The organism is Cohnella cellulosilytica (assembly GCF_042431195.1).
Taxonomy (GTDB): domain Bacteria; phylum Bacillota; class Bacilli; order Paenibacillales; family Paenibacillaceae; genus Cohnella; species Cohnella cellulosilytica.
In genome coordinates, this window is sequence record NZ_JBHMDN010000034.1 from 162,921 (window position 1) to 176,017 (window position 13,097).

A 13,097-nucleotide genomic window follows, 5' to 3' on the forward strand; every position below is an offset into this window, starting at 1 on the left:
GCAAAGGAGCGAGCGATATGGCGATGGAAAAAGCATGGTGGGAAGCGGAGGAGGAAGAGGAGCTGCCGATGGCGGTGGAGGAAACCTCTAACCGCGATATCGCGATTATCGGAATGGCCGTCCGGCTTCCGGAGGCCGAAGACGTCGCTTCTCTATGGGATAAAATCGCAACGCGATATGACGCCGTAGGTCCGTTCCCCGAACAGCGCCGGAAGGACGTCGAGTCGCTGCTGGCCGGAACGAAGCTTCCGGGCGGCAAAATCTCGTATTACGACGGGGCTTATTTAAGCGAAATCGACCGGTTCGACTATCGCTTCTTCCGCTTGTCGCCCAAGGAAGCGGCGCTCATGAGCCCGAATCAGCGCCTATGGCTGGAGGTCGCATGGAACGCCATCGAGGATGCGGGCTACGGCGGGGGCAAGCTTGCGGGCAGCTCGACCGGGGTCTATCTGGGCTACAACGGCGATGCGTTTCACGACTACAAGCGGCTGATCGCAGAGCGGGAGCCCGAGTCCTTGTCCCTTGCGATTCCCGGCAATTTGTCCTCGATCGCGGCGGGCCGGATTTCGTATTTGCTGGATTTCAAAGGTCCGAGCCTGACTGTCGACACGGCCTGCTCCTCCTCGCTGGTGGCGCTTCATCTGGCTATTCAGGCGCTAAGGACGGGGGAGTGCGAGCAAGCTCTCGTCGGCGGGGTCAAAACCTATTTGCTGCCCGTCGATCTCGGCATCAAAATCGGAATCGAATCGCCGGATTTCCGCGCGCGCACGTTCGACGACGGCTCCGCGGGAACCGGGGGCGGCGAGGGCGCGGGCGCCGTGCTGCTCAAGCCGCTGGGCAAGGCGATCCGCGACAAGGACGCCGTCTATGCGGTCATTAAAGGAAGCGCGATTAATCAGGACGGCGCTTCGATCGGCATTACGGCGCCGAACGGACGGGCGCAGGAGGAAGCGATCGTGAAGGCCTGGCAGGACGCCGGAGTCGATCCGGTCACGATCGGTTATATCGAAGCGCACGGTACGGGGACCAAGCTCGGCGACCCGATCGAGATCGGAGGAATTACGCAGGCGTTTCGGCGATTTACCGATCGCCGTCAATTTTGCGCAATCGGCTCGATCAAGACGAACTATGGGCACCTGGATACGGCGGCGGGAATTGTCGGGTTAATCAAGGCGGCGCTTGCGCTTCGCTATCGCCAATTGCCTCCGATGCTGCACTTTCGCGAGCCGAACCGCGAAATCCCGTTCGCGGATTCTCCGGTATACGTAAGCGACATGCTCCGTACGTGGCCGGAGGAGGGCGGCGAGCCCTTGCGGGCCGGAGTCAGCTCGTTCGGGATGAGCGGCACGAACGCCCATGCCGTGCTCGAGGAGGCGCCGCGAGCGGCGGCTGCGGCGCGGGCGAAGGACGGCGGGATGCAGCCGTTGACGCTGTCGGCGAAAAGTCCGACGGCGCTGCGGGCGATCGCCGCGAGCTATCGCGAATATGCCGAACGATGGGCGGATGACGAGGCGGAAACGGGCGATTTCTGCTATACGGCGAATACGGGGAGGGGACATTACGAATTCAGAGCGGCCTTAACGGTTCGATCGACAGATGAGCTGAAGGACAAGCTGCTGCGTCTTGAAGGCGAACTCGCTAAAGGTGCGGAAGAGAAAGACAGCGCGCGTTGGAAGGAACCCGGCGAGCTGACGGACGAGAACGGGCTTGCGACGGGGATATGGCTGGGGAAGGCCGATTTCGCGGCGGCGATCGAAGACGTCAAGATTGCCGCGGACCTCTCGGATAGCGAGCCGGAAGCGCTTTGCTCGGCATACGCCAAGGGAGGGAATCCGAATTGGGAGGCGTATTATCGCGAGCGCGACGTCCGGAAAATCCATATTCCCGCTTACCAATTCGACAGGACGCGCTGCTGGCTGGAGGAAACGGAAGCCTCCCGTTCGGACTATGCCTACCCGTTCGGGTCCGCTGCGTCTGCCGAACCCGGCCGGGCGCCGGAGGCGGCCAAAGGCGTTGTTCTGAAGGGACGGGATAACGGCCTGTATACGAAGACGGAGCAGACGGTGGCCGACGCCTGGGGACGCGGATTGGGCTTCTCCGCCTTGGACGTGAACGAGCATTATTACGAACTGGGAGGCGATTCGATTCTCGCTCTGACGATCGTCGACGATTTGAGCAGGCAAACGGGGCGCGAGATCGGCGTGGCCGACCTGCTCGGTTATCCGACCGTTCAAGCGTTGGCCGCGCATCTGGAACGAAGCGGTCTTCCATCGAACGGCAGCGCCGCGGAGACGGAGGGGGCGGCTCCCGCGGAGGATCGCGAGTTTGCGCTGTCCAGAGCGCAGCTGCGCATTTTTCTTGGCGCGCAGCTTCCCGGCGCGGAGCGGCATCACCATATGCCGATGGCCTATATCGTGGAAGGCCAGCTGGACGTTGCCCGGCTCGAAGAAGCGTTCCGGAAGCTGGCGGAGCGGCATGAAAGCCTGCGTACGACGTTCGATTGGTCGGAGGCCGGGGAGCCTCGACAGATCGTCCACCCTGCTTCGGTCATACAGGTAGAGACGGAGACGCTTGGCGGGGAGGAGGAGTGGCCATCTCACGCCTCTTCCTTCGTGCGTCCGTTCGAGCTGTCCCGCTTGCCGCTGTTGAGGGTCGGGCTGGCAAGCGTCTCCGCCGAACGGCATTTGCTGATGCTGGATTCCCATCACCTGATCGCCGACGGCTCGTCGCTCGCCCTGCTGCTCCGAGAGATGCAGGCGCTGTACGGGGGCGCTTCGCTGCCGCCGAAAGAAGGAGACTACCGGAGCTACGTCGCTTGGCAGCAAGAGCGGATCGGCAGTCCGGAGTGGCAGGCGCAGCGGGCCTATTGGCTGGACAACGTGCTGGCCTCGCCCGCCGCTCCGCTGCGGCTGCCGCTTGACGAAGCGCGGCCGGGAACGCGTTCCGGGGAAGGGCGATCCTATCGGTTTACGGTATCTCGCCGGTTGACGGAGGATTTGCAGCGTCTGGCCAAGCAGCGGCAGGTGTCGCTGCACACCGTGCTCTATGCGATCTACGCCGTCCTGATGCAGCGGTATACCGGGCAGGAGGATCTCATCATCGGATCGCTCGTGAACGGCAGAGACCGGCCCGAATTTCGGCAGCTGGTCGGCGTCATGATCAATTTCCTGCCCGTCCGGGTGACCGTGCCGGAAGCTCTGGACATGAACGGCCTGCTCGACCGGGTAGAGAAGCTCACCCGGGACGCCTATGCGAACGGGCAGTTTCCTTTCGACGAGATGGTCGAGGCGGCCGCGGCGCGTGGAGACCGTTCCCGCAACCCGCTCTACGATACGATGCTAGTTTTCCACAATCATGCCGCGGGAAGCGACCGGCTGCAAGCCGGCGGTCTTGTTTTTCGCGAATATGGATTGGAGAAAACGACCTCGGCGCTGGATGTCAAGCTGGACCTGTTCCCCGGGGCGGAGGGCGAATTAAACGGCCTGTTCGAATACGACTCGATCCTGTTCCGGGAAGAGACGATTGCCCGAATGGCCGGGCATTTTACGGCCATAGCCGAATGGGCGGCAAGCGGAAAAGGCGGCACAATAGGCGAACTGACGCTGTTCGAGCCGGAGACGGCAGCCGGGCTGGAGCGCCGGAGAGCGCTTAACGACAGCGCCCGGTCGGCTGCGCCGGAGCGGCAGCTCCAAGTTCGGATCGCTTCCACGTTCACTTCGGAGCCGATTGCGGGTACGATCCGCCACTGGCTTGAAGCGTTCGGCAGCCGGGCGCAAGTCACGTTCGCTCCGTACAATCAAATTTTCCAATACGTGATGGAAAATCGCGAGGGATCGTCCGGCCAAACCGGCGTTACCGTGCTGCTGATTCGCCCCGAGGATTGGCTGTCCCCGGGCGCGGCGGCCGCGGAAGCCCGATTGTCCGCGCTGGAGTCGGAGCTGGAGAAGCTGCTGCTCCTGCTCGACGCCCGGGACGGCGGCGAAGCTTATTTCATCGGATTGCTGCCGTTCTCCGCGGACGGCCCGCTGCGCGGGCTGCCCGAGTCGGCGGGGCAGGCGTTCCGGGAACGCTGGAATGCGCGGATCGCGCTTGCCGCGAACCATGTCTCGGCGCTGGACTTCTCCGCGGCCGCCGAGCGTTACCGCGTGGAGGAGATCGAAGACAGGATCGCGAACGAGGAGGGGCAAATCCCGTACACGCCGGAATATTTCGCGGCGATCGGCACGGAGACGGCGCGGGCGTTGGCCGGATGGCTGCAAAGTCCGTTTAAGGTCATCGTCGTCGACGCGGACAATACGCTGTGGCGCGGAATCGCCGGCGAGGACGGAGCGGCGGGAGTACAGGTTACGCCTGCGTTCGCGGCCTGGCAGCGGCTGCTGCTTCGCAAGCGAAGCGAAGGGATGCTGCTGGCGCTCTGCAGCAAAAACGACGAGCCCGACGTATGGGACGTATTCGAGCGCAACGGGGACATGATTTTGCGGAAGGAGCATTTCGCCGCATGGAGAATCAATTGGCGGCCGAAGTCCGACAATCTCCGCGAGCTGGCGGAGGAGCTGAATCTGGGGCTGGACAGCCTGATTTTCGTCGACGACAACGCGGCGGAATGTCTGGAGGTCATGGCCCGGCTGCCGGAAGTGCTGACGTTAAGATTGCCGCGGGAAGAAACGATGACGGATTTCCTGGATCACGTATGGGCCTGGGATCGGCATCGGGTCACGGAAGAGGACCGGAAGCGGGCAAGCAGCTACGATGCCGAGCGGCAGCGCAAGGAGGCGGCCAATCGGCCGGGCGCAACGCTGGAGGATTACTTAAGCGGATTGCGCATAAAAGTCAGCTTCCGCCCGCTATCCTCCGAAGAGGCGGAGCGGGCGGCGCAGCTGTCGGCCAGAACGAATCAGTTCAACCTGAACGGGATTCGCCGCTCGGCCGCCGAAATCCGCCGTGGACTGTCGCTCCCGGCGGAATGCCATTGGATCGTGGAAGCCGCCGACCGGTTCGGGGATTACGGAAGAATCGGTTACGTCTCCGGCCTTGTGCGCGAGGAGACGCTGGAAATTCATACGTTCCTGCTCAGCTGCCGGGTGCTGGGCCGCGGCGTCGAGCAGACGATATGCGCCGGATTAAAAAGGTTCGCGTCGGTCCGGGGCTGTACGAAGCTGTTGGCCAAATTTCGCCGTACAGCGAAAAACCGTCCTTTCGAACAATTTCTTGAGCAAGCAGGCTGGCTCGGAGTTGGGGATAGCCATCGGGAAGAGGTAGACTGCTTATTTGACTTGCATCAGATTTCCGAGGCGCCTTCCCACATCATCTTCTATGACGGCGAGCCGTACGAACCGGAAGAAGCGATCGAATTGACGGCGGCTTCCGTAGAAGCGCCGAGGGCGGAGACGCTCGAGTCCGACCGCTTGTACGTTGAGAAACCTTCCAACATAAGCGACCGCAGCGATTGGGCGCTCCCGAACGAACGCGAAAAGGCTTTGCGTCATCGGGCTTATTTGCTGCCGCTGCGCTTCCCGGACGCTTCCGGCATTGTCGCCATGACGAAAGGAAGGGGAGCCGGAGCCGCCGCGGACGCAAGGAACTTGTACGCGCCGCCGGTCGGCGACACGGAATCCGCGGTCGCGGCGCTATGGGAGAAACTGCTTGGAGGCGGGCCTTACGGCCGCGAAACTCATTTCTTCGACGCCGGGGGAGATTCTCTGCAAGCCGCTTCGCTCGTCTCGCTGATCGTGCGGACGTTCGGCGTTCGCCTGACGCTGGTCGATCTGTTCGACCATCCCCGGCTCAGGCAGATGGCGGCGCTCGTAGACGGCGCGGGAACGACGCCATTTTCGCCCGTGCCGGCAAGCGGCATTCCGCGGGCGGAATTCGCCGAACGGTATCCGGTATCGCCCGCACAAAGAAGAATGTATTTTTTGCAGCTCTTCGAGCCGAACGGTACGGCTTACCAGATTCCGTCGACGCTTCGGTTGACCGGGAAGCTGGATCGGGAGCGGCTGATGCAAGCCATCGCCAATCTGACAGACCGGCACGAGGCGCTCAGAACCTCGTTCGAGCTGACGGAAGGGGAGCCTTTTCAGAGAATACATCGCGGGGTCGCGCAAGCGATGGAAGAGCGCGAGGTTCGCGAAGGCAGAGAAGCGCTCGAGGAGGAGCTGCGCGCGTTCGTCCGGCCCTTCGACTTAAGTTGCGCGCCGCTGTTTCGGGTCGGCTTGTTCCGGGAAGCCGAGGATCGCCACGTGCTGATCTTCGATATTCATCATATTATCGCGGACGGAGTATCGGTAAACGTGCTTACGGACGATCTGATGGCGTTGTACGAAGGACGGGATCTCCCCGACCAACCGATACAGTATAAGGATTACGCGCTGTGGCAGAGAACGGAACCCGAGGCTGCCAGGTTGGCTAGACAAACGGATCGGTGGGTCGAACGATTCGAGGCCGCCGTTCCGAAGCTGGAGCTGCCCGCGGATTACGCTCGTCCGGCCGTAAAGGGCACGCAAGGCGCCCAGACGGTCGCGTATCTGGATGCGGCGCGGACGGAAAGCTTGAAACGCCTGAGCCAAAGCGCGGATTCGACGCTATTCATGGTTCTGCTGTCCGCCTATGCGTTATGGCTGTCCAAGCTGTCCGGGCAGGCAAGCGTTGTCGTAGGCACGCCGGTGGCGGGAAGAAATCACCCCGATGCCGAGAGGCTGGTCGGTGTATTCGTGAACCCGCTGCCGATCCGGATTTCTTCCGATTGGAAATGGACGTTCGAGCGGCTGCTGGCGGCCGTCAAGGAAGAAGTGTTGGGGACGCTGGACCGGCAGGAAGCGCCGTTCGAGGAAATCGTGGAACGATTGCAGCCGGAGCGGGATCTGGGCCGCAACCCGCTGTTCGACGCCATGTTTTCGATGCTGAATATGACGCACGCCGATCTGGGCGCGACCGATCTGATCGTAGAGCCGCTAGTCGTCGATTACGGGGTTTCGCAGTTCGATGTCGGTCTCTACGCCATGGAGGAAAAGGGAGGGGTAACCTTCATTATCCAATACGCCACGGGTCTGTTCCGGGAGGAGACGATGCGGCGGTGGGCGGACGGCTTCATCGCGCTGCTGGAACGGATCGCGGAAAACCCGCGGACGGAGCTGTCCCGCATCAGTCTGCTGCGCGAGGCGGAACGGCGGCAGGTGACGGAGACGTTTAACGCCACGGAAACTCCGTTCCCGGCGGAGCTGACCTTGCCGGAGCTGTTCCGGCGTCAAGCCGGGCGGACGCCGGACCGGATCGCCGCCGTGTTCGAGGCGGAGCGGCTGACGTACCGGGAGCTGGAGGCGCGGGCGAACCGCGTCGCCCGGCGGCTGCTCGCGCGCGGACTTCGTTCGGGCGAGCCGGTTGGTCTGATGACCGAGCGTTCGCCGGCGATGCTTGCCGGGGTGCTCGGCATCTTGCAGGCAGGCGGCGCGTATGTGCCGCTGCCGCCGGATTTTCCGGCGGAGCGGCTGCGGTATATGGCCGATAACGCGGGCATTCGGATGGTCTGCGCGCAGGCGAGCGGGTTGGAGGCTGCTGCGGAGGCTTGTCCGGGTGCGGAGCTGATCGATCTGGACGGTGTGGCGGAGAATGAGGAGTCTTTGGTGGCAGTGCCGAGGGAGATTTCTGCGGCAGCGCCGGAAGAGTTATTGGCAACGGAGCCTTATGGAGCGCCTGATGTCGCCATCTCTCCTGAGCAAATCGCCTATATTCTATACACGTCCGGCTCCACGGGAAGGCCGAAAGGCGTCATGATCCGGCACCGTTCCGTGATGAATCGGATTCACTGGATGCAGCGGACGTATTCGCTCGGCGAGCAGGACGTTATCCTGCAGAAAACGCCGTACAGCTTTGACGTGTCGGTGTGGGAGCTGTTCTGGTGGATGCTGTCCGGCTCCAGCGCAGCTTTCCTCGCCCCGGGGGCGGAGAAGGACCCGGGACAGCTGATGAAAGCCATTGCAGCGAACGGCGTCACGACGATGCATTTCGTGCCGTCGATGCTGGCAGCGTTCCTGGAAGCGGCGCAGGGCGAACAGCCGGAGGCGCTGCGAGAGAAGCTGGGGACGCTGCGGTATGTGTTCGCCAGCGGCGAAGCGCTGCATAAGGCGCACGTGGACAAGTTCTACGCGCTGCTGCGCCGGGCCGGTCTGAGCGGAACGAAGCTTGTGAACCTGTATGGGCCGACGGAAGCGACGGTGGACGTGACGGCTTACGAGTGCGAGCCGGACAGCGAGCTGGAGTACGTGCCGATCGGGAAGCCAATCGATAACACAGCGATCTACATCGTCGGGGAAGGGGATCAGGCGCAGCCGATCGGGGTGCCGGGAGAGCTGTGCATCGCGGGCGTGCAGCTGGCGTCGGGGTATGCGAATCAGCCGGAGCTGACGGCGGAGCGGTTCGTGCCCAACCCGTTCGTACCGGGAACGCGGATGTACCGGACGGGCGACAGAGCCCGCTGGACGGCGGATGGCCAGATCGAATATTTGGGCCGAATCGACGACCAGGTGAAAATCCGAGGCTATCGGATCGAGCTGGGCGAAATCGAGCGAATGCTGCTAACGCACGAGGCGGTCTCGGAGGCGGCGGTGACGGTGGCGAACGACGGAACGGGAGGCAAGCGCCTCGTTGCTTACATCGTAGCGGATGGCACCTGTACGTCGGGGGAACTGCGCAAGCATTGCGGGGAGCGGCTGCCGGACTATATGATCCCGGCGCTGTTCGCGCAGCTGGAGCGGATGCCGCTGACGGCAAGCGGGAAGGCGGACCGGAAGGCGCTGCCGGCACCGGGGGCGGAGATGGAGACGGGAGTGGCGTACGCCGCGCCGACTACGGAGACGGAGCAGCGACTGGCCGCGATGTGGGCGGAACTGCTGCAGCGGGAGCAAGTCGGCATCGACGACGATTTTTTCGCCATCGGCGGGCACTCGCTGAAGGCCGCGATGCTGGCGGCGCGCATGGAGGAAGCATTTTCCGTCCCGGTCCCGGTTAAGATCATGTTTCTGCATCCGACGATACGCCGGATGGCTCAAAAAATAGAGAGAAGCGAACCGGCCGAATCTGCCGCTAGGCCCATTCCCCGGGCGCCGGAGCGGCCGTATTACGCGGTCACTCCCGCGCAGAAGCAAATGCTTCTTCACGAATACCGCCATCCCGGCAGCTTGTCTTATCATATGCCGTCGGTGCTGGAGCTGGACGGGAAACTGGACGTGGACGGGCTCAAGGAAGCCCTGGCCCGGCTCGTAAACCGGCATGAAGCGCTTCGTACCTCGTTCGGCCAGTCGGAAGGTCAGCCGGTTCAGATCGTTCATGCGGAGACGAGCGTTGATCTGGAAACGTTGGACGAGAAGGCTTTTTTATCAGAGATGGACGGGGGCTGGGAAGCTGCGGCGCAAGCTTGGCTTCGTCCGTTCGACCTGACGCGTTCGCCGCTATTTCGGGTAGGACTCGTCCGGCTGGAACCGGAGCGCCATCTGCTGCTGCTCGACATCCACCACGCAGTATCCGACGGGGTGACGTCGGGCCTTCTCGTTCGCGACCTGCTGGCGTTCTATGAGAATCGGCCATTGCCCGAGGTGAAGGCGCAGTTCAAGGATTACAGCGAATGGATCGCCAAGCTTCGGATCGAAGCGGAATGGGAGCGGCAGCAGGCTTACTGGATTTCGAGGTTCGCGGACGGGGTGCCGGAGTTCGATTTGCCTTATGACCGGGACAGACGGTCAGTGTTGGATCTTTCCGAGTTGGACCAAGCCGGACGGTACGCGTTCGGCTTGGACGCTTCTCTCCAAGCCGAGCTGGAGCGTTTTGCCGCCCGCACGGGAACAACCTTGTTCATGGTCATTCTGGCCGCGTACCAAGCGCTGCTGGGATGCTGGTCCGGGAAAACGGACATTGTAACCGGCGTTCCGTCGGCCGGCCGCAATCATCCCGATTTGGCGCAGACCGCCGGGTTGATGCTGCAGACCTGGGCGATCCGCAATCGTCCCGACCCCGCGCTGTCCTTCGAGGCTTGGCTAAGAGAGGTTAAGAGAAGCCTGCTGGAAGCGTTCGAGCATCCTTGGTTATCCGCAGAGGATCTGGCCGACCTGCTGAACGAAAAGGGGCTTATTCGTTGGGAAGGGAATCGCAATCCGCTATTCGAGACGATGTTCGTGATGCAGAATATGGCCCCTGCGCCGTCCCGTGCGGACGGTTTGGTTTGGCGGACGCTGCCATGGAGCTTCGCCGCGGCCAAGCTTGATCTTGTGCTGCAAGCGGAAGAAAAGGAGGGCGCGTTAGCGCTCGGCTTCGAATATCGTCGCTGCTTGTTCCGCGAGGAGACTATCGCCGAGATGGCCGAAGCGCTGCTGAACCTGCTGGCCAAAGCCGCGGCTTCTCCGGAAGAGAGCCTGGGCAAGCTTACCGGAATCGAGGCGCTGCGCGAATCCGCGGATAAGAAGGACGAGCTTTTCGGCTCGGGGTTTTCGTTTTAGACGCCAAGAGAAGGGGCGGATGCCGCCCGGACGGCAGCAATAGTTGGTAGGGAGGAAGATAGCAATAGTTGGCAGGGAGGAACGGGGGAACAAAAATCGGCTAGGGGACGGGGCGGGAAGACGAGAGGGGGGACCTGGCCCGGGGCCGCCTTACCCCCGTCCCCAGGCCAGCATCTTGCGCTGAAACTCTTTTGGCGAGCAGCCGTTGAAGCGCTTGAACATTTTGTAGAAATGAGCCATGTTCGCCATGCCGATCAGGTCGCCGACTTCGCTAACGCTGATATCCCGGGTGAGCAGAAGCTGCTCCGCGCGTTTGATTTTACGGAAGTTGACGTATTCGGTGAACGATTGTCCCATAATTTTCTTGAAAAATTTCACGAAGTAATAATAGCTCATGTTCGCCAGTCCGCACACTTCCTCCACGGCAATCCGGCCGTCGATGTTCGCTTCGACGAAGTCGAGCACCGGCTTAAGCCGGATGCGCTCGATCCGGTCCTGGTCGGCGAGCAGCCCCCGGGTATCGTTACGGATCAGGATGAGCAGCAGCTTCTTGATCAGCATGTTGACCGCCAGCTCGTAGCCGCTTTGTTTCTCGGACGCCTCGCGGTGAATCTGGCTGATGCATTCGGCCACGCTGCTGCGGGCTTCGGGATTTTCCCGGAAAATATAGTTCATGGCGCTCAGCGGCACCTTGGTCTCGTTAAAGTATTGCAAGTATGGAATCGTGCTCTGATCGAAATAATTGGTAAGGTCGAACTGCAGCACGATATAGCGCAAAATCCCCTCGGCGGAGTGGTCTCTGTGCAATTGGGAATTGCCCAGTATGACGATGTCCCCCGGTCCCAGCTCGAAGGTCTCGTCGCTCAGGTCGACGGTCAGGTTGCCTTCCTGGATGAGCATCAACTCGCATTCGGGATGATAATGCCAGGACACTTCCCCGTGGTTGCGCCTCGTCGACTGCCAAATCTTGAGCGATAGCAGAGGATTCTCGTATTCGATCTTTTCTCTTAACGGTTGCAAGGGATCAGCCCCTTATAGAGGTGGTGGGCGGTAAAAGGCAAAATCGCATACAATCCTCGCAGATCCCCGAATGGGATTCTAAATGAAGTATGATACACTATATTGTAGTTTGAATATGGATAAGCCGCAAGGAGGACAAGCGCTTTGTCAAAAGTTAACGTAGGCATGATCGGCTGCGGCGGAATCGCCTTGGGGAAACATCTGCCATCGCTTGCCAAAATCCCGGAAGCGCAGGTGGTCGCGTTCTTCGACATTTCGGCCGACCGGGCGCACGAGGCGAAGAACCGGTTCGGCACGCACGACGCGAGAGTGTACCACGACGTGTACGAGCTGCTGCGCGATCAGGACGTTCAGGTCGTGCACGTCTGCACGCCGAACGATACGCATGCGGAAATTTCCATCGCGGCGCTGGAGGCGGGCAAGCACGTGCTCTGCGAGAAGCCGATGGCCAAAACCGCCGAGGACGCGCGCAGAATGCTGGAAACGTCCGAAAGAACGGGCAAGAAGCTCAGCATCGCGTATCAGAACCGCTTCCGCGCCGACAGCCGCTGGCTGCATCAAGCCTGCCGCGAGGGCAAGCTTGGCGAGATTTACGTCGCCAAGGCGCATGCGGTGCGCCGCCGCGCGGTGCCGACCTGGGGCGTGTTCCTCGATCAGGAGAAGCAGGGCGGAGGTCCGCTGATCGACATCGGCACGCACGCGCTTGATCTGGCGTTGTGGATGATGGACAACTACGAGCCGAAGACGGTGCTTGGTTCCTCCTACCGCAAGCTGGCGGAGCAGGGCAGCAACGCGAACCTGTGGGGGCCTTGGGATCCGGCGAAGTTCACGGTGGAAGATTCCGCCTTCGCGATGATCACGATGAAAAACGGAGCGACCGTCTGGCTGGAGTCGAGCTGGGCGCTGAACACGCTGGACGTGGACGAGGCGAAGGTGTCCTTGAGCGGTACGAAGGCGGGAGCCGATATGAAGAAAGGGCTGCGCGTCAACGGCGAGGAGCATGGCCGCCTGTACACGCAGGAAATCCAGATGGCCGGCGATTTCGGAGGCAATCCGGTGCCGGACGACGCCGCCGAGCAGGAGGCGCGCGCCTGGATCGAAGCGATCGCCTACGATCGCGAGCCCGTCGTGACGGCCAGGCAGGCGCTTGTCGTGCAGGAGATTCTCGAAGCCGTCTACGAATCCGCGAGCAAGGGGCAGGCGATCAGCTTCGCATAGGCCGCCGGCGGGAGCGGGGAAATAGCGGCCCGCCGGACCGTTAACGGGTGTAGAAGACAGCGGTCCGAGGAAATAACGGTCTGGCAGACCGTTAACGGGTGTAGAAGACAGCGGTCCGAAGAAATAGCGGTCTGCCAGACCGTTAACGGGTGTAGAAGAGTACATTCCGAGAAATAATGGTCTGCCAGACCGTTAACGGGGGCAGAAGACAGCGGTCCGAAGAAATAACGGTCCGCCAGACCGTTAACCGGCACAGAAGGCTGCAGCCCGGAGAAATAGCGGTCCGCCGGACCGCTATCGGGGGCGAGAGCCGTCCCCAAATGAAATAAGAGTGGCAAAATGCCCCTCGTTTCAGGTAAAATAGAAGGTGATTTA

3 protein-coding genes are annotated in these 13,097 nt (G+C 61.8%); 2 read left to right on the forward strand and 1 reads right to left on the reverse strand.

Annotated features, from left to right (window positions below; genetic code table 11):
* Positions 1-17: 17 nt before the first annotated feature.
* Entirely contained in the window at positions 18-10,484 is a 10,467-nt protein-coding gene (locus ACFFT4_RS23925) for a non-ribosomal peptide synthetase (RefSeq protein WP_378051427.1), read from the forward strand.
* Positions 10,485-10,634: 150 nt separating this feature from the next.
* Here ACFFT4_RS23925 and ACFFT4_RS23930 read toward each other — a convergent pair whose 3' ends face one another.
* Positions 10,635-11,504: a helix-turn-helix domain-containing protein gene (locus ACFFT4_RS23930; protein ID WP_378051428.1), complete on the reverse strand. Its 870-nt coding sequence runs from the start codon at positions 11,502-11,504 to the stop codon at positions 10,635-10,637.
* Between the two features lie 144 nt (positions 11,505-11,648).
* Here ACFFT4_RS23930 and ACFFT4_RS23935 point away from each other — a divergent pair, with 144 nt between their 5' ends.
* Positions 11,649-12,722: a Gfo/Idh/MocA family protein gene (locus tag ACFFT4_RS23935; protein ID WP_378051430.1), complete on the forward strand. Its 1,074-nt coding sequence runs from the start codon at positions 11,649-11,651 to the stop codon at positions 12,720-12,722.
* The last annotated feature ends 375 nt before the right edge of the window (positions 12,723-13,097 follow it).

Excerpts from the sequence above, each read along its gene's own strand:
- ACFFT4_RS23925 (WP_378051427.1), top strand. The coding sequence starts at position 18 with ATGGCGATGGAAAAAGCATGGTGGGAAGCGGAGGAGGAAGAGGAGCTG.